Consider the following 21,129-nt stretch of genomic DNA (forward strand, 5'->3'; position numbering starts at 1 on the left):
GACACCGGCGGGCCCGCTCCCGTGGCCGCGGCGCTGAGCATCTCCACGGGCGAAGGCCGGGCGGGGCCGCGGCACCGCCCGGCCACAGGGCTACGTGAACGCGGCCCCCAGCGCGACGAAGGCGCAGATGAGGAGGAACAGCAGCGCCAGCAGGGGCCAGACGAACCGCAGGTACCTGTCGTAGCCGACCTTGGCGAGGGCCACGCCGCCGATGGTGACGGCGGTGGTCGGCACCCACAGGTTCATCCAGCCGCTGGCCGCCTGCCACGCGGTGACGACGACCGCGCGCGAGACGCCGGCGAAGTCGGCGAGCGGCGCGAGGATCGGCATGGCGAGCGTGGCGTGCCCGGACGTGGACGGGATGAGGAAGGCCAGCGGCAGGTTCACGACGAAGACGATGATCGCGAAGATGCCGGACGAGGTGCCCTTCACGACGCCCTCGATGGCGTGCAGCACCGTGTCCGTGATCTTGGAGTTGTTCATGATCACGGTGACGCCGCGGGCCAGCAGGATGACGAGCGCCGGGGAGACGAAGTCGGCGGCGCCCTGGATGATCGTCGAGCTGAGCTTCTGCTCCCCCATGCGCGCGACGAGCCCGACGAGCACGGCCGCGCACAGGAACAGCGCAGCCAACTGCGGGAAGGACCAGCCGAGTTCGAAGCCGTACGGAGTCGCGTCGGCCTTGCCGGTCAGGGCGCTCGCCCAGGGCACCACCGAGAAGATCATGAAGGCGAAGACCAGGGCCGTGACGACCAGGACCGCCTTGTGCAGCGTGGTCAGTTCGGGTACCTCGGCCGCGTCGGACGCCGCCTTGTCGCGGTCCTTGTCGCCCGGCAGGAACCCGGACAGCGAGCGGTCCGGGTTCTTCCGGACGCGCTGGGCGTAGCGGATGACGTACGCGACCGTGACCGCGGTCAGCACGAACCACATCACGAAGCGGAGCGCGATGCCGTCGCCGAGGGAGATGTCCGCGGCGGACGAGGCGACGCCGGTGGCGAAGGGGTTGACCGTGGAGCACAGGACGCCGACGCCCGCGCCGAGGATGATCGCGCCGACCGCCGTCATCCGGTCGTAGCCGAGCGCGAGCATGAGCGGCACGATCAGGCCGTAGAACCCGAGGGTCTCCTCGGCGAAGCCCTCGACCGTGCCGAGCACCGAGAAGACGACCATGACACCCGCGATGAGCAGGGCCCCGCGGTCGCGCAGCCGGTGGGCGAGGCGGCCGATGCCTCGGTCGAGGGCGCCGGTGGCGAAGACGACGGTGATGAAGGCGCCGATGGCGAGCACGAAGAGGAAGACGCCCGCGCTGCCGTACAGGTCACCGGAGTTGTCCGGGCCGACCAGGGACGTCTTGAGGTCCTGGATGCCGTACAGGCCGTTGACCGGGGAGAGGAAGAGGTCGTTGAGCCGGTCGACGAACGACTGGCCGGAATCGACGCGGTGGTAGGTGCCCTCGACCGGGGCACCGTCACCGCCCCGGTCGTACTGGCCGGAGGGGATGAGGAAGGCGAGGATCCAGACCGCGAGGGTGACGACGGCGAGGACGGTCAGGGCGCTGGGGAAGGTGAACTTCTTCTTCGCCGGCGGCTGTTGCCGCTCGGGCGTCTCCGTCTGCGTGCTCATGACGCGGCCCCGCCCTTGAGGTCCCCTTTGAAGTGCGCGGCGTACTCCCGGACGAACGCGCACATCGCGACGACCGTGGCGCGCAGCTCGGAGAAGAGGACGCGTTCGTTCGGGGCGTGCAGGTTGCACATGCTGTCCTGGGCGCCGAAGAGCAGGACCTCGGCGTTCGGCGCGGCCTGGGCGAGGCCGTTGACCAGGGGGATGGAGCCGCCGGTCGCGACGTACGAGGCGTCGGTGCCCCAGGCCTGCTTGAGCGCGGCGCGGGCGGCGCGGTAGGCGGGGCCGCCGGTCGCCGCCTCGTAGCCGGGTCCGGTGTCGCCGGGGGTGACGGTCAGCGGGATGCCGAACGGCTTGAGGGCGGCGAGGTGGTCGACGAGCCTGGCCTGCGCCTCGTGCGGGTCCTGGAGCGGGTGGAAGCGCAGGTTCAGCTTGGCGCGGGCGTACGGGACGACGGCCGACGCGGCGTGCTCCACGCTCGGGGCGTCCAGGCCGATGACGGTGATCGCGGGGCCGCTCCACAGGCGTTCGCCGAGGGTGCCGCTGCCGATGAGCGGGAGGCCCGCCTCGACGCCCGCGAGGTCGCGGAACTCGTCCTCGGTGTAGCTGGTGCCGGTCCACTCGTCGCGGCGCAGGCCCTCGACGGCGACGTCGCCGTGCACGTCGTGGAGCGTGGACAGGGCCTTGAGGAGGACGAGCAGCGCGTCGGGTGCCGCGCCGCCGAACTCGCCGCTGTGGCGCGGCTCCTGGAGGGTGCGGACCTCGACGGTGACCTCGGCGGCACCGCGCAGCCCGGTGGTGAGGGTGGGGGTGCCCGGCCGCAGGTTCCCCAGGTCGGCGATGACCATGGCGTCGCAGGCGAACCGCTCGGGGTCGGTGGGCGGATAGCCGTCGAAGGGGCTGCCGTACTCCTCCTGCCCCTCGAAGACGATCTTGACGCCGACGGGCGGACGGCCGCCGAAGACGCGGAGCATGCCTAGGTGGGCGATGACGTTCGACTTGTCGTCGGCGATGCCGCGGGCCCGCAGGCCGCCCTCGCCGGCCTCCTCGACGGGCGTCGGCTCGAACGGCGGCGACCGCCACAGGCTCTCGTCGCCCGGGGGCTGCACGTCGTAGTGGGAGTAGAGCAGCACGGTCGGGGCGTCCGGGGTCGGCGGCGGGATCTCGCCGAAGATCACCGGTGCCGTGTCGGGCAGGTCGATGCGCTCCACGTGCTCCACGCCCGCGTCGTGCAGCAGGCCGACGAGCAGGTCGTGGGCCTCCTGCACCGGTTCGGCCGGGAAGCCGGGGAAGGCGATCGACGGGATGGCGGCGAGCCGCTCCAGATCGGAGCGCAGTCCCTCCATCAACTGGTCGACCTCGGCCTGCAGGTCCTGCCGGTCGTCGTCCGGGTCCATCACGGCCATGACGGGGCGCCCCTCACTGTCGACTACATGCGGTTTGCCCGGATTATCCGGTCTGGGCGGGGGTGGTCCGTCCAGGGCTCGCCGACGGGGGCGAGGACGGTACTAGGGTCGACGCATGGCAGCGCAGAAGGAGACATCAGGGACGTCGAAGGCGCCGGACCCGGTGAGTGCCGTGCGGGCGGCGGCTCCGGCCGGCGGCGAGAGCGTGCGGGTGGACAGCTGGATCTGGGCCGTGCGCCTGGTCAAGACGCGCTCGGCGGGCGCCGCGGCCTGCAAGGGCGGCCACGTCAAGGTCAACGGGACGAGCGTGAAGCCCGCGTACGCGCTGCGCGTCGGCGACGAGGTCCGGCTGCGCCAGCCGGGCGGGCGGGAGCGCCTGGTGGTGGTCAAGCGGCTGATCCGCAAGCGGGTCGGCGCGCCGGTGGCCGTCGAGGCCTACGTCGACAACTCCCCGCCGCCCCCGCCGCGCGAGGTCGTCGCCCCGGTCGGGGTCCGCGACCGCGGCACGGGCCGCCCGACGAAGCGGGACCGCCGGGAACTGGAGCGGCTGCGCGGGATCTTCGGGCAGGGTCCCGGACCGGACGCCGAGCCCGACACCGGGCAGCACTGAGCCGGGGCCCACCGCGGTGGGCCCCGGCTCGCGGGGCGCTCAGGGGCCCCGCACGCTCAGGCGCCGCGCCTCAGCAGCAGCGCCGCCAGCTCCCGGTTGCGGTCCCGGTGCGCCCGGGCCAGGACGACGAGCGGGATCATCAGGATCAGCGGTGTCGCCGCGTTCTCCCCGTCGAAGGCGACGATCTGCGTGACGCAGGCGCCGACCATGAGCGCGCTCAGCGCGATCGGCGTCACCCCGGCCAGCACCGGCACCAACAGGCCGATGGCACCGGCGAGTTCGAGCACGCCGATCGCGTACATCCCCGCCGCTCCCCAGCCGATCGTGTGGAACGCGTCGGCCGCGGCGGGCAGCGCGAGCAGCTTGGGCAGGGCGCTGGCGATGCCGAAGAACGCCGCGAGCACGATCGCGGTCGTGCGCAGCGCGATCCGGGCACGACGGGAGCGGACGGGGGCGGCAGCGGCGGCGAGGTGCGTCATGGCGGTCTCCTGTGCGGTGAGGGCGAGCGGTCGGTCACTGTCACCGGATAAGACCGGAGCCGCCGCCGGAACTCATCGCACCGCCGAAAGCCCGCCGAACACCTGCCGCGGGTCCACCGGTCCGCCCGGCGCCCGACGGCCCGCCGACGTCACACGGGCACCACCCGCACCCATGAGCTGTCCTGCGTCAGATAGCAGTCGGCCTTCAAGTCGGCCTCCGCGAGGGCCTGTTCGAACTCCTCGACCGTCATCGGGCGGATCCGGTACGTCTGGGTCCACACGGCGTCCGGGAACACGTACTCGACCTTCACCGAGCGCACCCCGTCGCCGACGGGCACCGAGGACTGCTTGGTGATGACGGGGCCGCCCGGCACGACGTGCTCGCGCGGCAGGTTCTCGTGCGCCCCGTCGCGCTCGCGCTGGATCAGCACGCACCCGTCGTCGGCGACGTGGCGCCGGCACGCGTCGAGCATCCCGCGCCGGACCGCCGGGTCCCCGGTGTTCACCAGGATCGACGCGAGCATCACCACGTCGAACTTCTCCCCGAGGTCGAGACCCTCGATGGTGCTGCGCACGGTGCGCGCGCCCCGCACCCGCTCCAGCATCTCCGCCGACTCGTCCACCGCCGTCACGGTGAACCCGTGCTCCACCAGTGAGTGCGTCACCCGGCCCACCCCGCAGCCGAGTTCGAGCAGCGTGGCGGCCGCGGGCACGGCGCCCGCGATGATCTCCGTCTCGCCTTCCTCGGGCAGTCGTGAGTACAGCTCGACCGCACAGCCGTCGGGCGTGATCGCGCCCGGCCCCGTCCCCTCGTACCCCTTGCGCATCTCAAGGCTCATGCACCGGGAACGAACGGCCGCCCGGCACCGTTCCGCTCCAGCGCGAACCAGCCGTGCCCCGGGTACCAGTGCCCGCCCGCGTCGAGATGTCCGAGGACGGCCCGCTGCACGCCGGTGCGGCGCGGCAGCAGGTCGCGCGGGGTCTCGGTGCCGCCGAAGACGAACGCGACCGGGGTGTCGTCCTCCGGTTCCTCGGCCGCGTGCACGATGTCGAACCGGTCCTGGAAGCGGATGATGTTGGAGTCGGCCGGGAGGTACTGCCTCAACTGCCGGTCCAGAAGCCAGGAATGGCAGACGGCATGCCGTGGGGGCTCCTCGGGGAAATGCCGCGCGAAGAACCGCCGGGCCCGTGCGATCGAGTCGTCGCACGCCTCGGGCGACATGGGTCCGCGGAAGTCCGGGATGTGCACGCTGAGCGCCGCGTCGCCGGGGCCGGCCACCACGCCCGCTGCCGCGAGCCGTTCCGCCGTACGCCGCCCCAGGCGCACCCGCTCGAACTGCAGCCGCCCCAACTGGTAGAGCTCGCCCCGGAAGTGCCGGGTCGGCCACCACGGCACGAGCAGGCCCGTCGTACCGAACCGCCTGCGGTGCACGGCGAGATTGCGGCCGAGGTCGGCCAGGGCGCGCCGGGACACGTCGTCGGGGATGCCGCGCTCGCGGTGGTGGGCCCGTGTGTGCGGCAGCGCGGCGATGAACACGAACACGGCGAAGCAGCGGCCCATGGCCCCGGCCGCCGCAGGGAAGTCCGGCAGGCCCGTCCCCCGCCCCGGCTCGTCCGTGCGCCACAGCAGTCCGCTGACCGCCCGCCCGAGCAGCGCCCGCAGTTCCGGCGACGCCAGCAACTCGGCGCGCAGGCGCAGCAGTTCGTTGATGTCCTCGTGGGGTACGGCCAGGTCGAGGAGTACGTCGGGCAGGTCGAGCGCGCCGGGCAGCTCGGCGGTCAGGGCGGGTATCGCCGGGTCGTCCAGGGCCGCCAGCCAGTCGGCGCACGCCTCGTCGCCCTTGAGTACGTCCAGCACGCCCGCTCCTTCGATCGTGGCACCCTGGAAGGGGAGCCTCTTCGTCATGAGGGGATGGTGACCATGCGTCTGGCGCATCCGGTGCGTACGGGTGACGAGCCGGTCACCGCACGCAGCCCCCTGCGGCTGCGGCTCGGCCTGGCCCTGTTCGGCCTGGTCTGGACGGTCTTCGGCACCGTCGCCTTCCTGCTGGCGCACCGCCCGTGGTGGGCGCTGGCCTGCGGCGTCCTGTGGCTGGTCACGACGGTCGACCTGTTCATGATCCTGCGCCACATCCGCCAGGGACCGCACTACCAGCCCGGCCGCGACGTCCCACCGTACCGAAGGGCGCCCTGACCGGATCGAGAGGCGCCGCCGCCCTGGGCGCTCAGTCGTCGAAGCGGGCCGCGGCCAGGTACTCCGGCTGCGGGTCGAGGGCGGCGGCGAGGCGGAAGTGCCGGCGGGCCTGCTGCGGGCGCGCCCACCGCTCGTACGTGCGGGCCAGGGCGAAGTGCGCGAACGCGTTGTCCGGCTCGCGCTCCAGGACGATCGAGAACTCCAGCTCGGCGGCGCGCAGTTGGGCCGCGGCGAAGAAGGCACGGGCCCTGAGCAGCCGGGCCGCCGTGTTCTCCGGGTGGGCCGCGATCACGTCGTCCAGAAGCTTCACCGCGCCACGCGGATCACGCGCGGCCAGCAGCTGCTCGGCTGCGCGGTAGTCGATGACGTGCGTCTCCGGGGTGGCGTCGGGCACGGTGAACTCCCTTCTGGTGTCGACCTGTCGATCACGTCAACACCGCGGACCGTAAGGGCTATTCCTGCCCGGGGACCACGCTCCGGACACCCGCCCCGGCGCCCTCAGCTCAGAGCCACCGCGAGCACCATGCCCGTGAGCACCAGCGCTGCCCCGGCGATCATGAATCCGCGGTCGACGCCGGGCCGTTCCCTGCCGAGCACCACGGTCTCGCGGGGGTCCTCGGTGTCGTAGGCCAGGCCGACGACACCCCCCGGGGGCAGCGGACGCCCCTTGCCGGGCGCCACCGGCGAGACGACCTCTATGACCCGCCCGTCCCGGGTCTCGAACTGCAGCAGCGGCCGGTCCGTGCCCGGCTGCGGCGGCTTGACCAGGGCCTGCACGACATTGCCCGAGGTCCGGATCCGGCGGGTGTGCCGGAGCCCGTACGCCCCGGCGATCAGCGCGACGAGACCGCCGATGGCGGTGAGCGCGGCGAGGACGATCACGTGGTGGCGCGGGCCCGGCGCAGCAGGTCCGCCCAGACCGCGTCGACCTGCTCCGTCAGCCGCTCCAGGGGGACGTCGTTGTCGATCACGACGTCGGCGATCTCGCGGCGCTGCTCGCGGGTGGCCTGCGCGGCCATCCGGGCCCGCGCGTCCTCCTCGGTCATGCCGCGCAGCCGGGTCAGCCGGTCGAGCTGGGTCGCGGGGCTCGTGTCGACGACGATCACCAGGTCGTAGAAGGGGGCGAGCCCGTTCTCGGTGAGCAGCGGCACGTCGTGGATCACCACGGAGCCGGGGCCCGCGGTGCCCTCCAGTTCGGCGGACCGGGCGCCGACCAGCGGGTGCACGATCTTGTTGAGGACGGCGAGCCGGTCCGGATCGGCGAAGACGATCGAGCCGAGCTTCGGCCGGTCGAGGCTGCCGTCCGGGGTGAGCACCTCGTCGCCGAACGCCTCGACGACGGCCGCGAGCCCCGGCGTGCCGGGCTCGACGACCTCGCGCGCGATCCGGTCGGCGTCGATCAGGACGGCACCGCGCTCCACGAGCAGCCGGGACACCTCGCTCTTCCCGGCGCCGATGCCGCCGGTCAACCCCACCTTCAACATGAGCGGAAGCTTAGGGCCTGCCCGGCGCATCAGCTGCCCCAGGGGCCGCGCTCAGGCATCGCCTTCCCGCTCGGCCAGGAACTTCTCGAATTCCTGTCCGATCTCGTCGGCGGACGGGATGTCCATCGGCTCGGCCAGCATGTTGCCCCGGGACTCGGCGCCGGCGGCCGCGTCGTACTGGTGCTCGAGGCCCTGCACGAGCGAGACCAGCTCCTCGTCGCCCTCCTGGATCTGCCGGTCGATCTCCGTCTGCGTACGGTGCGCGTCCGTGCGCAGACCGTGCGCGATGCCCGGGAGCACGAGCCCGGTCGCGGCGGTGATCGCCTCCAGGACGGTGAGCGCGGCGTCCGGGTACGCGGAGCGCGCGATGTAGTGCGGCACGTGCGCGGCGACGCCGAGGACGTCGAACCCGGCCTCCATCAGCCGGTACTCGACCAGCGCCTCGGCGCTGCCCGGCACCTGCGCCTCGTCGAACGGGCTGCGGTGCCCGGGGACCAGCTCCGTGCGGTTGCCGTGCGGGGTGAGACCGACCGGGCGGGTGTGCGGGACGCCCATCGGGATCCCGTGGAAGTTCACCGCGAGGCGCACCCCGAGCCGCTCCACGATCTGCTGGACGGCCGCCGCGAACCGCTCCCACTCGACGTCCGGCTCGGGGCCGGACAGCAGCAGGAAGGGGGCGCCGGTGGCGTCCTGGACGAGCCGCACCTCGATCGAGGGCACCTCGTACTCGGTCCATCGGTCGCGCCGGAAGGTGAGCAACGGGCGTCGGGCCCGGTAGTCCACCAGGCGGTCGTGGTCGAAACGCGCCACGAGCTGGTGGGGCAGTGAGTCGAGGAGCCGCTCGACGATCTGGTCGCCGGTCTCCCCCGCGTCGATGTATCCGTCGAAGTGATAAAGCATGACAAGGCCGGCGGACTCCTGGGCGAGCGCCATGTCCACCACGGCGAGGCCCTTCGGCTCCCATGTGTACAGATCCTGCGCATCAAGCACTGTGACCGCTCCTCCTCGTGTTCATCCGAAGAACGCGTGAGGAGGGCGCGGGCATTCCCGCCCGCGCCCATTCTCAGCAGCCTCTTACGTGACTCCCGGCACTCAGCCGGCCATCACGCGCGCGTGCAGCTTGCTCACGGCCCGCCGCGCGGACGTGAACGCGCCGTGCTGCCAGGCGTCGGTGTAGCTCAGCCAGTCCCCGGCGAAGTAGACGCGCCCGCTCGGCTCGTTGAGCGGCTTGTAGCGCGGGTCGTCGGGGCCGCCGGGGGTGTTGTGCCAGGCGCCCTCCAGGTGCGGGGTCTGCCGCCAGTGGTGCGAGAACGACGTGGCGAGTTCCGTGCGGTACTTCTCGCCGTAGATCTTCACGCCCTGCGCGACGGCGCGCGTCTCCCGGGCCTTCGGCGTCAGCTTCGCGTAGGCGTCCGCGTCGGCGCCGTAGTTGTAGTAGCCGATCATGACGCCGCGTTCGCCGTGGAATCCGTACGACGGGTGCCAGATGTGGCTGAGGTCCATGTCGGTCTCGGTGATGCCGCCGTAGATCCGGTGATCCAGCTCCCACCAGCGGGACTTGTACTCCAGGCCGATCTTGCCGGCGGACTGCGGCGTGATGGCCTCCAGGGCGCTCTGCACGCCGGAGCCGAGGTTGTGCGGGATCTTGGCCAGGATGTTGGGCGGCAGCGCGCCGACGCAGAAGTCGGCCTCCAGGGAGCGGGTGCGCCCGCCCTGCGTGTAGGTGACCCGCACGCCGTCGCCCGTGTCGGTGATCCTTCTGACGACGGCGCCGGTGCGCACCTTGTGCCCGCCGATGGCCTCGGTCAGCGCTCTCGGTATCCGGTCCATGCCGCCGACCGGCTGGAACATCAACATGGCCTGGTCGAAGCCGAATTCGAAGGAGAAGTAGCGCCCGACCCCGCTGGCGAACACCTCGGACGCGGACGGTACGCCGCCGAGCAGCACGCCCGGGGTGCCGGTGGCGGCCGGCACGGTGGTGTAGCCCCGCCGGTCCCCGCCCTCGTACGTGAGCTTGTCCCCCAGCTCACCGAAGTCCTTCAGGAACTCGACCAGCCGGTCCTGGTCGGAGGCGGTCAGCTCCTTGTCGAGGGCTCCCTTGTCGGACGCCTTGGCGAGGAGCTCCGACACATAGCCGTAGACGTCGGCCTTGGCGGTGCGGTAGCGCACCGGCTCGGTCATGCCCGCGGACTCGTTGAAGAGATAGGCGTCGGCGTTCGTGTTCGTGAACACCTCGATGGGGACGCCGAGTTCGCGACAGTAGTCGAGGGTCACCATCCACTGCGGCAGCCGGGCCGGGCCCGCGTTCATGTACTGCCCGTCGCTGAAGCGCGCGGTCTGCTTGTTGCCGTACAGGTCGACGGTCGAATCGCCGCCCCGCACGGTGAAGTTGCGGCCTCCGGTGCGGTCCCTGGCCTCCAGGACCGTACAGTCGTAGCCCGCCTTGCCCAGTTCGTAGGCGGTGGCGAGCCCGGCGATGCCGCCGCCCACGATCACCACCTTCGCGGCGCCCCGCCCGGTCAGCGTGAAGTCCCCGGGGCGCGGTGCGCGGTAAGGGAGTTCACGCTGCGCGGCCTGCGCCGTGGGGGCGAGCCCCAGGGCGCCCATCGTGGCGAACATGGCGCCCGCGCCGCCGGTCAGACCGACGTTGCGGAGGAAGGCCCGCCGACTGGCCCCCGTACCTGCCGTCTGCTGTGTTCCTGCCATTTGTGCCGGCTCCCCTCGAGATCTGAGCGATCTTCTTGACCCGGGGATGGTGGCAAGGCTCTGTTACGCACCAACGGCAACTGTTGTATCGGCCAAGTTTCGCTGCGCCCGAAAGGGGCGCGGGGAACGGCGCGAACAGCCACGCACGGCGGAGACGCCCGCGACCGCCGAAGAAGCCCCGCGGCGCGCAGGCGGAACAGCACGACAGTGGGCCCGCACCAAAAGGTGCGGGCCCACTGTTCAACTACCTGCTAGCGCAGAGCGATTCAGCTCTGGCCGCCGGCCAGCTTCTCGCGCAGAGCGGCGAGCGCCTCGTCCGACGCCAGGGCGCCGGAGTTGTCGTCCGACTCCGAGGAGTACGAACCGCCACCGGAGGCGGCCGGAGCCGCACCGGCGCCGGCGACGGCACCCTCGGCCTCGGCCTGGGCGTCGGCCTCGCGGGACTTGATGACCTGGGCCTGGTGCTGCTCGAAGCGCTGCTGCGCCTCGGCGTACTGCGTCTCCCAGACCTCGCGCTGGGTCTCGAAGCCCTCGAGCCAGTCGTTGGTCTCGGGGTCGAAGCCCTCGGGGTAGATGTAGTTGCCCTGGTCGTCGTAGGACGCGGCCATGCCGTACAGGGTCGGGTCGAACTCGACGACCGACGGGTCGGCGCCGAAGGCCTCGTTGGCCTGCTTCAGCGAGAGGCTGATGCGGCGACGCTCGAGGTCGATGTCGATGACCTTGACGAAGATCTCGTCGTTGACCTGGACGACCTGCTCCGGGATCTCCACGTGGCGCTCGGCCAGCTCGGAGATGTGGACCAGACCCTCGATGCCCTCGTCCACGCGGACGAACGCACCGAACGGAACCAGCTTCGTGACCTTACCCGGGACGACCTGGCCGATCTGGTGGGTACGGGCGAACTGCTGCCACGGGTCCTCCTGCGTCGCCTTCAGCGACAGGGAGACACGCTCGCGGTCCATGTCCACGTCGAGGACCTCGACGGTGACTTCCTGGCCGACCTCGACAACCTCGGACGGGTGGTCGATGTGCTTCCAGGACAGCTCGGAGACGTGCACCAGACCGTCGACGCCACCCAGGTCCACGAAGGCACCGAAGTTGACGATGGAGGACACGACGCCGGAGCGGACCTGACCCTTCTGGAGGGTCGTGAGGAACGTCTGGCGGACCTCGGACTGGGTCTGCTCGAGCCAGGCACGGCGGGACAGGACCACGTTGTTGCGGTTCTTGTCCAGCTCGATGATCTTCGCCTCGAGCTCCTTGCCCACGTACGGCTGGAGGTCGCGAACGCGGCGCATCTCGACGAGGGAGGCCGGCAGGAAGCCACGGAGGCCGATGTCGAGGATGAGACCACCCTTGACGACCTCGATGACGGTACCGGTGACGATGCCGTCTTCTTCCTTGATCTTCTCGATCGTGCCCCAGGCACGCTCGTACTGAGCGCGCTTCTTGGACAGGATCAGACGGCCTTCCTTGTCCTCCTTCTGGAGAACCAGGGCCTCGATCTCGTCACCGACCGCGACGACCTCGTTCGGGTCGACGTCGTGCTTGATCGAGAGCTCGCGGCTCGGGATGACACCTTCGGTCTTGTAACCGATGTCGAGGAGGACCTCGTCCCGGTCAACCTTGACGATGACGCCGTCGACGATGTCGCCATCGTTGAAGTACTTGATCGTCTCGTCGATGGCGGCGAGGAAAGCTTCCTCGTTACCGATGTCGTTGACCGCAACCTGCGGGGTGGTGGCGGTGGTCTCGGTGCTGCTCGTCATGTGGGAAAGGGCTCCGGCGGACATTGAAAGTCGGTGGGTACTGCTACGCCGGGACCTGTTTCGCACCGAAGAAGCCGGACAGCCTAGGAGGCGCCGAACCCGTGGTCACGATCTCCACGACCATGGGGGCGCCTCGACAACCGAGGGGACATGCAACAGATGCGAGCACAGCCTGCTATGTCTGAGGTGCGCAGGCCCGCAGCGCAACTTGTAGCATACGGGGGCTGCCGGGCAGGGTCAATGCGCGAAGGCGCACACCCGGGGCGGATCGCCGCATACCCGGCACAAAACCTGTCGCACGAGGCTACGAGGGCCGCAGCGCCCGCTGTGGACAGCCTCCCGTGACGGGTTGGACGGAAGAGTACGACGAGGGAGCCGATCATCCAAGAGTCCGGACCAATCGAAGCGCACGAGCCGGACGCGTCGGTGGACGACGAGTCGACGGCGACCCGGCGTGACGCCGGCACCACGGAGAGTGCGCGGGCCAACCGCGGCTGGTGGGACCGCAACGCGGACGAGTACCAGATCGAGCACGGCACGTTCCTCGGCGACGACCGCTTCGTCTGGGGCCCCGACGGGCTCGACGAGGTGGAGGCCGAGCTGCTCGGCCCGGTCGAGGACTTGGCCGGCAAGGACATCCTGGAGATCGGCGCCGGCGCCGCGCAGTGCTCGCGCTGGCTGGCCGCCCAGGGCGCGCGGCCCGTCGCCCTCGACCTCTCGCACCGCCAGCTGCAGCACGCGCTGCGCATCGACGGCGGGAAGGTGCCGCTGGTGGAGGCGGACGCCGGGGCGCTCCCCTTCCTCGACGGCTCCTTCGACCTGGCCTGCTCCGCGTACGGGGCGCTGCCCTTCATCGCCGACCAGGTGCGGGTGATGCGCGAGGTGCACCGGGTGCTGCGCCCGGGCGGCCGTTTCGTCTTCTCGGTGACGCACCCGATCCGCTGGGCGTTCCCCGACGAGCCGGGGCCGGAGGGGCTGAGCGTCTCCGCCTCCTACTTCGACCGCACTCCTTATGTAGAGCAGGACGACGAGGGGCGGGCCCTGTACGTCGAGCACCACCGCACGGTCGGGGACCGGGTGCGGGACGTGGTGGCGGGCGGTTTCCGCCTCGTGGACCTCGTGGAGCCCGAGTGGCCCGCATGGAACACGCAGGAGTGGGGCGGCTGGTCGCCGCTGCGCGGAAGCCTGATCCCGGGCACGGCGATCTTCGTGTGCGTACGAGACTGAGGGCGTGACCTCCCCTTCCTTCCCTCCCCCTCCTTCCTCACCCCCCTCTCCGCGCTGCGGGGCTCTGGACGCGCTTCCCGTCCGCTCCGCGCTCCCCGCGCTGCGGGCCGCGCTCGACGCGGGCGGGGCCGCGGTGCTCGTGGCCCCGCCGGGCACCGGCAAGACGACCCTCGTCCCGCTGGTGCTCGCCGGGCTGCTGGACGACGGGGCGCCCGTACGCCGGGTGATCGTCGCGGAGCCCCGGCGGATCGCGGCGCGGGCGGCCGCGCGGCGGATGGCGTGGCTGCTCGGCGAGAAGGTCGGGGAGCGGGTCGGCTACACGGTGCGCGGCGAGCGGACGGTCGGGCCGCGCACGTGCGTGGAGGTCGTCACGACGGGTGTGCTGTTGCAACGACTGCAACGGGACCAGGAGTTGGCCGGTGTCGACGCCGTCATGCTCGACGAGGTGCACGAGCGGCATCTGGACGCGGACACCGTGGCGGCCTTCCTGTGCGACGTACGGGAAGCACTGCGGCCGGAGCTGAAGCTGGTCGCGGCGTCGGCGACGACGGACGCCGAGGGGTGGGCGGGGCTGCTCGGGGGCGCGCCGGTGGTCGAGGCGGCGGGTGTCTCGTACCCCGTCGACGTGGTCTGGGCGCCGCCGGCGCGGCCGGTGCGGCCGCCGCACGGGATGCGGGTGGACCCGGCGTTGCTGTCGCACGTGGCGGCGACGGTGCGGCGGGCGCTCACCGAGCGCGCCGGGGACGTGCTGTGTTTTCTGCCGGGCGTCGGGGAGATCGCCCGGGTCGCGGGGCAGTTGGGGGAGCTCGGCGACGTCGATGTGCTGCAGGTGCACGGGCGGGCTCCGGCCGCCGTGCAGGACGCGGTGCTGTCGGCGGGGACGCGGCGGCGGGTGGTGCTCGCCACGGCCGTCGCGGAGTCGTCGCTGACGGTGCCCGGGGTGCGGGTCGTGGTGGATTCGGGGCTGGCCCGGGAGCCGCGGGTGGACCATGCGCGGGGGCTCAGCGCGCTGACGACCGTACGGGCCTCGCGGGCTGCCGGGGCGCAGCGGGCGGGCCGGGCCGGGCGTGAGGCGCCGGGTGTGGTGTACCGGTGCTGGGACGAGGCGGAGGACGGGCGGCTCACCCGGTTCCCCGCGCCGGAGATCAAGGTGGCGGACCTGACGGCGTTCGCGCTGCAGGTGGCGTGCTGGGGCGATCCGGAGGCGGCGGGCCTCGCGCTGCTGGACGCGCCGCCAGGCGGGGCGATGGCTGCGGCGCGGTCCGTGCTGACGGCGGTCGGCGCGGTGGACGCCGCGTCGGGGCGGGTGACGGACCGCGGGGTGCGGCTGGCGCGGCTCGGGCTGCATCCGCGACTGGGGCGTGCGCTGCTCGACGCGGCGCCGGCCGTGGGGGCGCGGCGGGCGGCGGAGGTCGTGGCGCTGCTGAGCGAGGAGCCGCCGCGGGAGTACGGGGACGATCTGGGCGCGGCACTGCGCAGTGCCCGGCGCGGGGGTGACGCGTACTCCGGCCGGTGGCGGCAGGAGGTCCGGCGGCTGTCGGGGCCGGCCGGTGAGAGCGTTACTGCGGGCCGGGAGGAGGGCGGGCCGCACGCCGGGCCCGCCGCGACCGGCGACGACCAGGTGGCCGGCCTGGTCGCCGCGCTCGCCTTCCCCGAGCGGATCGCCCGGGCGTCCGGCGGCTCGTACCTGATGGTGTCGGGCACGCGGGCGGACATCGGGGACGGGTCCGCCCTGCGCCAGGCCGGCTGGATCGCGGTCGCCGTCGCCGACCGGCCCGTCGGGGCCGGGCACGCGCGCGTGCGGCTCGGTGCGGTCGTGGACGAGGAGGTGGCCCGCCGGGCGGCCGCCTCGCTGTATGCCGAGGGCGATGAAGTGGCGTGGGCCGATGGGGAGTTGGTGGCGCGGAACGTGACCCGGCTCGGTGCCGTGGAGCTCGCCGTGCGCCCGCTCAAGGACCCCGCCCCCGGTCTCGTACGCGACGCGCTGCTGGCGGGGCTGCGGCGGGAGGGGCTCGGGCTGCTGCGGTGGGACCGGGACGCCGGGGCGCTGCGGCAGCGGCTCGCCTTCGTGCGGCGGCACGTCGGGGAGCCCTGGCCCGATGTGAGCGACGACGGGCTGTACGCGCGCGTGGACGACTGGCTGGAGCCCGAGCTGAGCCGGGCGCGGCGGCGGGCGGATCTGGGGCGGATCGACGCGGGGCAGGCGCTGAAGCGGCTGCTGCCGTGGGCGAGCGGCGCCGCGGCGCGGTTCGACGAACTGGCGCCGGAGCGGATCGAGGTGCCCAGCGGGTCACGGATCCGGCTCGACTACTCCGACCCCGAGCAGCCCGTGCTCGCGGTGAAGCTGCAGGAGATGTTCGGGCTGGACGAGACGCCGCGGGTGGCCGGGGTGCCGGTGCTCGTGCATCTCCTCTCCCCCGCCGGGCGGCCCGCCGCCGTCACGGCGGACCTGGTGTCCTTCTGGCGTGACGGCTACCGCGCGGTGCGGGCCGATCTGCGGGGCCGCTACCCGAAGCACCCGTGGCCGGAGGACCCGGCCACGGCGACGGCGACCAAGCGGACCAACCCCCGGCGCTGATAAGGCTGTTGGCGGGGGTCAGACGCCGGCCGGCTCCGGCTCCTGCGCGGGCCGGGGTTCCGGCTCGCCCGGCCGGCGGCCGCGGGCCTCCAGCCACAGGGCGAGGGCGAGCAGCAGCACGCCGAGGACCAGGAAGCCCCACGGCAGGTACGAGGTGAGCAGCAGGACGAGCGTGCGCTGGGACGTGACCAGGTCGACGGTCGACTTGATGAAGTCCTCGCGCATCTTCACGTCGCCGGCGAACGCGGTGACCTTGTCGCGGCCGCCGAGCAGCGTGCCGCCGCGCATCTCCTCCTTGTGCTGCTCCTCGCCGTAGACGGGGGCGCCGGTCGTCGGATCGACCAGGAAGGTGCGGACCGTGGTGTACCACATCTGGGTGCCGGTCTTGGCGATCGATTCCGCGGTGATGCCCTGCACCGGGAGCTTCTTGGGGAAGGGGACCTTCGTCCAGGGGATGGTCTGCTCGAAGCGGTAGACCGTGACGCCGCGGAAGTCCTCGGTGCCCTTGTAGTGGATGGGGCGGGTGATGCGGGCGCGCGCGTCGAAGTACTCGTAGTCCCGCTTCTCCGTCAGGAACGGCCACTTGAACTCGATGCCCTCGCGCGTGACCTGGTCGCCGTCGACGGACTCACCGGTGGCGTGCACGGGCTCCTGGCTGTGCGCGTCGAAGATGTAGCGCTCGGGGATCTGGGAGACGAACGTGCCGTCGGGGCCCACGATGTAGCTCAGGCCGTCCCAGACGACGACGTCCCGCCCGGCGCTCTTCTCGATCTTGTCCGACTCCTCGACGTTGCCCTTGAGGGTCTGGACGACGGTGAGCTTGGGGACCTTCTTCGCCTGCATGGAGCCGTAGTCGATGAGGGTCGCGTTCTTCGCCTCCAGGACCATCGTCTGGTACTGGCTGGGCGGGATCTTCGCCAGGCGCGGGAAGGCGTACCAGCGCATCAGCGGGGACAGCGCCGTGAAGAACACGGCGAAGGCGAGCAGGATCAGGCTGGCCTTGCGGCGCATCTCGGCGGCCCTCCTCAACTTCGGTCGCGCTACGGGTGTTCGGGGACGGTGGTCAGCAGCGGCTTCGGGGACGTCTCGCCCGGTGGCGAGCCGATCGCCGAGATGGTGAGGACGAGGGCGAAGGCGGCGGCGAGTCCGATCGCCGCGGCGACGAGGGCGCGCATGTCCGACCTCCCTGAACCGTGCGACACACGGGATCTGATGAGGCGTCAGGCCTCTGAGTCGGTGCACCGTAGCAATGCCGGGCCCAGATGAGAACACGTTGCACACACGACGAAGCCCTCCGGCCCGCTGGGGTCGGAGGGCTGTGCGCGCCGGGCGTTACGCGGAGGGGCTCGCGGACTCGGACGGCGTCCCGGAGGCGCCGTCGGACGGGGCCGCGGTCACCTTCAGCTCGACGGTGAGCGTGCCGCCGCCGGTCGTGTCGATCCGCAGCAGGAACGTGCCGGCCGTGTCGTCCGCGTACAGCTTCGGCAGCTTGAGCACTCCGTCGGCGTCGGTCTTCAGGTCCTTCAGGGTGCGGACCGTCTTGCCGTCCGCGTCCTTGAAGTACGGGCCCTTGTCCGCCTCGGCCGGGTCGTCGGCCGACGTGATGAGCGTGGCGGTCGCGGCGACACCGTCGGCCACGGCGCCCTTGTACGTCGCCTTCACCTCGACGGCGTCCGCGAACGCCTCGCCGGCGACGCAGGTGAGCTCCTTGTCGCTGGTGCGGGCCAGCTTGTCGGCGGCCCGGGCGGTGACGGTCGCCGTGTAGTCGAGACCGGGCAGGGAGCGGCCCACGACGGTGGCACGGACCGTGAACCCGCCGGTCTTCTCGCCCGCGGTGATCTTGGGCGCGGTGGCCACGCCCGAGCTGTTCGTGGTGACGACGGCGCTCGCGGCGCCGCCCGCGAACTTCGCGTCCGTCCCGCCGATGATCGCGAACCGCACCTTGACCTTGGCGACGCCCTTGCCCTTGGCGTTCTGCGGGCGCACCGCGACCTGCTCGCCGAAGGTGTCGCCGGCCATCGCGGTCAGCTTGCCGGTGTCCGCGTCGGCGAGCTTGGTGACGGTCTCGGTGGGGGTGGGCGTGGGGGTGGGGGTGGTGGGCGGGTCCGTCGGTCCGGGGCTCCCGGAACCGCCGCCGGGCTTGCCCGGCTTGTCGGGGCTCGGCGACGTGCCGGGCGAGTCGGGCGACGGGGTGGGGGTCGGCGTCGGGCTCGGCGAGGGGCTCGCTCCGCCGCTGCCGCCACCGCCGCTGGGGTTGCGCGGCAGGACACCGGTGCCGTTGGGGACCTCGTGCGTGCCCTTGCGGTAGTACTCCAGCCAGGACAGGACGGTCGCCAGGTAGTCCGAGGAGTTGTTGTAGCTGAGGATCGCCTTGTTCAGGTCCGCGGCGTTGGACAGGTCACGGTCGGCACGGCACAGGTAGTGCCCGGCGGCGAGGGCCGCGTCGTAGATGTTGTTCGGGTCCTTCTTGCCGTCGCCGTTGCCGTCCCGGCCCGCCCACTCCCACGTCGACGGAATGAACTGCATGGGGCCGACGGCGCGGTCGTGCACCGTGTCACCGTCGTACGAACCGCCGTCGGTGTCGGTGATCTTCGCGAAGCCGTTGCCGTTCAGCACCGGGCCGAGGATCGCGGTGATCGTCGTGCCGTTCGCGTCGACGTTGCCGCCGCGCGCCTGGCCCGACTCGACCTTGCCGATCGCCGCCAGCAGCTGCCACGGCAGGTTGCAGCCCGGCTTGCTGGCCGCGAGCTCGGCCTCCGCCTTCTTGTAGGCGTCCAGGACGGTGGCGGGAATGCCCGAATCGGCGCCCCCGCTGCCCGCGCCCCCGGGCGAGGCGCTGGGACCGTCGGTGGGGCTGTCGAGCGGCGGCAGATCGGTGAAGTAGTCCGGTCCGGTCGCGCCGCCGGGCGGCGTCGGGTCGTCGGAGCGGTCCGCGGCCGACTTGCCGCCGCCCGTCTGCGGAGGGGTCACGCCGGGAGCCTGTGACGCGGACAGGGCCGCCACCGCCGCGGCGGCGACCGCGGCCGTCATCGCACCCCTGCGCAGCCGCCTGCCGAATACCGCCGCCATACCGCGAACCCCTCCCGTATAGCCCGTCAAAGCCGGTCTGTCCGGCCCGCCCCGGATCGCGGGACGTACCGGATCCCTGCACTCCCCAGCGCACGGACCCAGCCGACACTACGACAACTTCCGCCGCGCAGACACCTGTTCGCGCCCGGTATTCACCGATTGATCAGGTACGCGCTGTCGTACGCTTCCACGCTCGCACGTTCTCGATCCCAGGGGGTTCCGTGCCGTTCACCATCAGTCATGCCGCCGCTGTGCTGCCGTTCGTTCGGCGCGACGGTTCGGGGCGCGGCCGGCTCGTGCCGTCGCTGCTCGTGGCCGGCTCGTTCGCGCCGGACGTCACGTACTTCGCGGCGAGCGCGGTGCCCGGGGCGATGGAGTTCGGCACGTTCACGCACTCCTTCGCGGGGGTCTTCACGGTGGACGTCCTGATCGCGCTCGCGCTGGTGGCGCTGTGGCGACTGGTCCGGGAGCCGGTCCTCGCGCTGCTGCCGCGACGGGTGCGGGACCGGGTGTGGACGGTGGCCGGGGGACGGGGCGGCGGGGCCGGCCGCCGGTGGGCGTGGTGGTACGTCTCCGCGGCGATCGGGGCGACGACACATGTGGTCTGGGACGCGTTCACGCATCACGACCGCTGGGGGACGCGGGTCCTGCCGGTGCTCGGCGAGAGCGTCGCCGGGTCACCGCTCTACTGGTACGCGCAGTACGGGAGTTCGGCGCTCGCGCTGGGCGTGATCGCGGTGTTCGTGTGGCGGTCGGTGCGCGGCGCCGCCGCCACGGCCGGGCTCGCCGCCGCGTCGGTCCGGGATCGGTGGCTGGCGCTCGTCCTGATCGGCGGGTGCGCGTGCGGCTGCGGCGCGGTGCGGGTGGTGCGCTGGCTCGCGTACGTGGACGAGGAGGGCCTCGCCTGGAAGCCCTGGGAGATCGTCCCGACGCTGTGCTTCGGAGCGGGCGCGGGACTCGTGCTCGGCCTCGTCCTGTACGCGGCGGCGGTCAGGGCGCTGGGGCGGACCGGGCGTCCGGCAGGGCCTACGGGTGCGGGAGTTCAGGCGCCCACGGCGGAACCGAGCCGTCCGAACGCTCGCTGATCTCGTCGGCCGGGGTGAGGCCGCGGGCGACGGCGCGCCCCTTGTTCAGGTTCCGGTGGACGGCCTGGGCAACACGCTCCACGGTGCGCACGCCGTATGCCATGGACGGGTTGTCGTGGGACAGGACGGCGATGCGGTAGGTGCGGCCGCCGCCGGTGAACGCGCCGATGCTGTGGATGCGCCAGCCGTGGGTGGCGCGGGGCAGCCAGCCGTTCTTGAGGTGGGCGCGCAGGCCGCGCGGCATGCCGGCGGTCACGCCCCAGCGCTGGTCCTTCCTGACCTCGCTCATCAGCTTCAGGCCGTAGGCCCGGTACGTGACGAACGGCCGGGGTCCGGTCAGCCCGCCGAGCAGGCGCAGCTGGTCGGCGGCCGTGGTGCGGGTCAGGCCCCAGTAGCCGTACGGGCCGAGGCTGGTGCGGGTCGTGCCGGCGCGGCGCAGCGTACCGGCCAGGTAGGGGCGGCCGAGGTCGTTCCACAGGCGGCTCGCGGCCGCGTTGTCCGAACTGCGGATCATGGGGCGGAGGTTGCGCCCCTCCCACGGGGTGAGGGGGCGGCCCCGCTGCTGGGCGCGGCGCAGGGTGGCCTCCAGCATGAGGACCTTCACGATGGACGCCGAGTCGTAGCTCAGGCCCGCGTCGAGGGTGCAGTTCAGGTTGGTGCGGTTGTCGTGCAGCGCGACGGAGACGGTGCCGCGGCGGCCGGCGAGGGCGCTGCGCAGGTCGCGGGTGAGCTGCTTGGCGAGCGCGGGGTTCTTGGGGGCGCGGCAGGTGGGATTGCGCTCCGCGGCCTGCGCGGTGGGGGCGGTGCCGAGCAGGGAGGCCCCGAGCAGGGAGGTGCCGAGCAGGAGCGTGAGGGCGGTGTGCTTGCGGCGGGGTTGTGGCGGCATTGCCCCATGGTGCGGG

20 protein-coding genes are annotated in these 21,129 nt (G+C 72.4%); 5 read left to right on the forward strand and 15 right to left on the reverse strand.

Annotated elements, in window-relative coordinates:
* Positions 1-90: 90 nt before the first annotated feature.
* Both ACVHNB_RS30285 and ACVHNB_RS30290 read right to left on the reverse strand, forming a co-directional pair.
* Complete coding sequence (locus tag ACVHNB_RS30285; protein WP_428955351.1) at positions 91-1,623, reverse strand: YfcC family protein; 1,533 nt, start codon at positions 1,621-1,623, stop codon at positions 91-93.
* Positions 1,620-3,026 carry a M20/M25/M40 family metallo-hydrolase gene (locus ACVHNB_RS30290; protein WP_456226323.1) on the reverse strand — a complete coding sequence of 469 codons (1,407 nt, stop codon included), beginning with the start codon at positions 3,024-3,026 and terminating at the stop codon, positions 1,620-1,622. Before ACVHNB_RS30290 ends, ACVHNB_RS30285 begins: the two co-directional genes overlap by 4 nt.
* 115 nt (positions 3,027-3,141) lie before the next feature.
* On the opposite strand from ACVHNB_RS30290, the gene ACVHNB_RS30295 reads away from it, so the two are divergent.
* Positions 3,142-3,636, forward strand: a complete 495-nt coding sequence (locus ACVHNB_RS30295) for an RNA-binding S4 domain-containing protein (RefSeq protein ID WP_456226324.1) — start codon at positions 3,142-3,144, stop codon at positions 3,634-3,636.
* A gap of 56 nt (positions 3,637-3,692) precedes the next feature.
* On the opposite strand, the gene ACVHNB_RS30300 is transcribed toward ACVHNB_RS30295, so the two are convergent.
* The 3 genes from ACVHNB_RS30300 to ACVHNB_RS30310 all read right to left on the reverse strand — a co-directional run bounded on the left by ACVHNB_RS30300 (position 3,693) and on the right by ACVHNB_RS30310 (position 6,021).
* Positions 3,693-4,115, reverse strand: coding sequence for a DoxX family protein (locus tag ACVHNB_RS30300; protein ID WP_456226325.1), 423 nt, complete (start codon positions 4,113-4,115; stop codon positions 3,693-3,695).
* Positions 4,116-4,264: 149 nt separating this feature from the next.
* Complete coding sequence (locus ACVHNB_RS30305; protein ID WP_456226326.1) at positions 4,265-4,954, reverse strand: class I SAM-dependent methyltransferase; 690 nt, start codon at positions 4,952-4,954, stop codon at positions 4,265-4,267.
* Complete coding sequence (locus tag ACVHNB_RS30310; protein ID WP_456226327.1) at positions 4,951-6,021, reverse strand: acyltransferase domain-containing protein; 1,071 nt, start codon at positions 6,019-6,021, stop codon at positions 4,951-4,953. The genes ACVHNB_RS30305 and ACVHNB_RS30310 overlap by 4 nt, the downstream gene beginning before the upstream one ends.
* Before the next feature lie 15 nt (positions 6,022-6,036).
* On the opposite strand from ACVHNB_RS30310, the gene ACVHNB_RS30315 reads away from it, so the two are divergent.
* Positions 6,037-6,309 carry a DUF6343 family protein gene (locus ACVHNB_RS30315; protein ID WP_456226328.1) on the forward strand — a complete coding sequence of 91 codons (273 nt, stop codon included), beginning with the start codon at positions 6,037-6,039 and terminating at the stop codon, positions 6,307-6,309.
* A gap of 31 nt (positions 6,310-6,340) precedes the next feature.
* Here ACVHNB_RS30315 and ACVHNB_RS30320 read toward each other — a convergent pair whose 3' ends face one another.
* From ACVHNB_RS30320 to rpsA, 6 genes are all read right to left on the reverse strand, one after another.
* A complete protein-coding gene (locus tag ACVHNB_RS30320; RefSeq protein WP_428955344.1) occupies positions 6,341-6,703 on the reverse strand; it encodes a tetratricopeptide repeat protein in 363 nt (120 codons plus the stop codon).
* A 104-nt stretch (positions 6,704-6,807) separates the two neighbouring features.
* Positions 6,808-7,191, reverse strand: coding sequence for a hypothetical protein (locus tag ACVHNB_RS30325; protein WP_456226329.1), 384 nt, complete (start codon positions 7,189-7,191; stop codon positions 6,808-6,810).
* Complete coding sequence (coaE, locus tag ACVHNB_RS30330) at positions 7,188-7,793, reverse strand: dephospho-CoA kinase (RefSeq protein WP_428955341.1); 606 nt, start codon at positions 7,791-7,793, stop codon at positions 7,188-7,190. Before coaE ends, ACVHNB_RS30325 begins: the two co-directional genes overlap by 4 nt.
* Positions 7,794-7,844: 51 nt before the next feature.
* Positions 7,845-8,783 carry a PAC2 family protein gene (locus tag ACVHNB_RS30335; RefSeq protein ID WP_428955340.1) on the reverse strand — a complete coding sequence of 313 codons (939 nt, stop codon included), beginning with the start codon at positions 8,781-8,783 and terminating at the stop codon, positions 7,845-7,847.
* Positions 8,784-8,885: 102 nt separating this feature from the next.
* Positions 8,886-10,412, reverse strand: a complete 1,527-nt coding sequence (locus ACVHNB_RS30340) for a flavin monoamine oxidase family protein (protein ID WP_456228968.1) — start codon at positions 10,410-10,412, stop codon at positions 8,886-8,888.
* A 353-nt stretch (positions 10,413-10,765) separates the two neighbouring features.
* Positions 10,766-12,268, reverse strand: coding sequence for a 30S ribosomal protein S1 (gene rpsA / locus ACVHNB_RS30345; protein WP_428955339.1), 1,503 nt, complete (start codon positions 12,266-12,268; stop codon positions 10,766-10,768).
* Between the two features lie 378 nt (positions 12,269-12,646).
* On the opposite strand from rpsA, the gene ACVHNB_RS30350 reads away from it, so the two are divergent.
* Positions 12,647-13,495, forward strand: a complete 849-nt coding sequence (locus tag ACVHNB_RS30350) for a class I SAM-dependent methyltransferase (protein ID WP_428957696.1) — start codon at positions 12,647-12,649, stop codon at positions 13,493-13,495.
* Between the two features lie 4 nt (positions 13,496-13,499).
* Positions 13,500-16,073 (forward strand): ATP-dependent helicase HrpB, encoded by a 2,574-nt coding sequence (hrpB, locus tag ACVHNB_RS30355; protein WP_456226330.1) that lies wholly within the window; start codon positions 13,500-13,502, stop codon positions 16,071-16,073.
* Positions 16,074-16,091: 18 nt separating this feature from the next.
* Here hrpB and ACVHNB_RS30360 read toward each other — a convergent pair whose 3' ends face one another.
* The 3 genes from ACVHNB_RS30360 to ACVHNB_RS30370 form a co-directional block, all read right to left on the reverse strand.
* Positions 16,092-17,084 (reverse strand): DUF3068 domain-containing protein, encoded by a 993-nt coding sequence (locus tag ACVHNB_RS30360; RefSeq protein WP_428955337.1) that lies wholly within the window; start codon positions 17,082-17,084, stop codon positions 16,092-16,094.
* 29 nt (positions 17,085-17,113) lie between these two features.
* A complete protein-coding gene (locus ACVHNB_RS30365) occupies positions 17,114-17,248 on the reverse strand; it encodes an SPW_0924 family protein (protein WP_428955336.1) in 135 nt (44 codons plus the stop codon).
* A gap of 157 nt (positions 17,249-17,405) precedes the next feature.
* Positions 17,406-19,142 (reverse strand): lytic transglycosylase domain-containing protein, encoded by a 1,737-nt coding sequence (locus ACVHNB_RS30370; protein ID WP_456226331.1) that lies wholly within the window; start codon positions 19,140-19,142, stop codon positions 17,406-17,408.
* A gap of 221 nt (positions 19,143-19,363) precedes the next feature.
* On the opposite strand from ACVHNB_RS30370, the gene ACVHNB_RS30375 reads away from it, so the two are divergent.
* Positions 19,364-20,227, forward strand: coding sequence for a DUF4184 family protein (locus ACVHNB_RS30375; protein WP_456226332.1), 864 nt, complete (start codon positions 19,364-19,366; stop codon positions 20,225-20,227).
* Here ACVHNB_RS30375 and ACVHNB_RS30380 read toward each other — a convergent pair.
* Positions 20,169-21,113, reverse strand: coding sequence for a serine hydrolase (locus tag ACVHNB_RS30380; protein WP_456226333.1), 945 nt, complete (start codon positions 21,111-21,113; stop codon positions 20,169-20,171). The two genes, ACVHNB_RS30375 and ACVHNB_RS30380, sit on opposite strands and share 59 nt — an antisense overlap.
* Between the last annotated feature and the right edge of the window lie 16 nt (positions 21,114-21,129).

It is taken from the genome of Streptomyces sp. YJ-C3 (assembly GCF_053891275.1).

What these genes read in the sequence shown, in the direction of transcription:
- rpsA (WP_428955339.1), bottom strand. Translation starts at nt 12,268, where the DNA reads ATGACGAGCAGCACCGAGACCACCGCCACCACCCCGCAGGTTGCGGTC.
- ACVHNB_RS30310 (WP_456226327.1), bottom strand. Translation starts at nt 6,021, where the DNA reads ATGACGAAGAGGCTCCCCTTCCAGGGTGCCACGATCGAAGGAGCGGGC.
- coaE (WP_428955341.1), bottom strand. Translation starts at nt 7,793, where the DNA reads ATGTTGAAGGTGGGGTTGACCGGCGGCATCGGCGCCGGGAAGAGCGAG.
- ACVHNB_RS30315 (WP_456226328.1), top strand. Translation starts at nt 6,037, where the DNA reads ATGCGTCTGGCGCATCCGGTGCGTACGGGTGACGAGCCGGTCACCGCA.
- ACVHNB_RS30360 (WP_428955337.1), bottom strand. Translation starts at nt 17,084, where the DNA reads ATGCGCCGCAAGGCCAGCCTGATCCTGCTCGCCTTCGCCGTGTTCTTC.
- ACVHNB_RS30290 (WP_456226323.1), bottom strand. Translation starts at nt 3,026, where the DNA reads ATGGCCGTGATGGACCCGGACGACGACCGGCAGGACCTGCAGGCCGAG.
- ACVHNB_RS30285 (WP_428955351.1), bottom strand. Translation starts at nt 1,623, where the DNA reads ATGAGCACGCAGACGGAGACGCCCGAGCGGCAACAGCCGCCGGCGAAG.
- ACVHNB_RS30300 (WP_456226325.1), bottom strand. Translation starts at nt 4,115, where the DNA reads ATGACGCACCTCGCCGCCGCTGCCGCCCCCGTCCGCTCCCGTCGTGCC.
- ACVHNB_RS30380 (WP_456226333.1), bottom strand. Translation starts at nt 21,113, where the DNA reads ATGCCGCCACAACCCCGCCGCAAGCACACCGCCCTCACGCTCCTGCTC.
- ACVHNB_RS30305 (WP_456226326.1), bottom strand. Translation starts at nt 4,954, where the DNA reads ATGAGCCTTGAGATGCGCAAGGGGTACGAGGGGACGGGGCCGGGCGCG.
- ACVHNB_RS30370 (WP_456226331.1), bottom strand. Translation starts at nt 19,142, where the DNA reads ATGGCGGCGGTATTCGGCAGGCGGCTGCGCAGGGGTGCGATGACGGCC.
- ACVHNB_RS30340 (WP_456228968.1), bottom strand. Translation starts at nt 10,412, where the DNA reads ATGTTCGCCACGATGGGCGCCCTGGGGCTCGCCCCCACGGCGCAGGCC.
- ACVHNB_RS30365 (WP_428955336.1), bottom strand. Translation starts at nt 17,248, where the DNA reads ATGCGCGCCCTCGTCGCCGCGGCGATCGGACTCGCCGCCGCCTTCGCC.
- ACVHNB_RS30295 (WP_456226324.1), top strand. Translation starts at nt 3,142, where the DNA reads ATGGCAGCGCAGAAGGAGACATCAGGGACGTCGAAGGCGCCGGACCCG.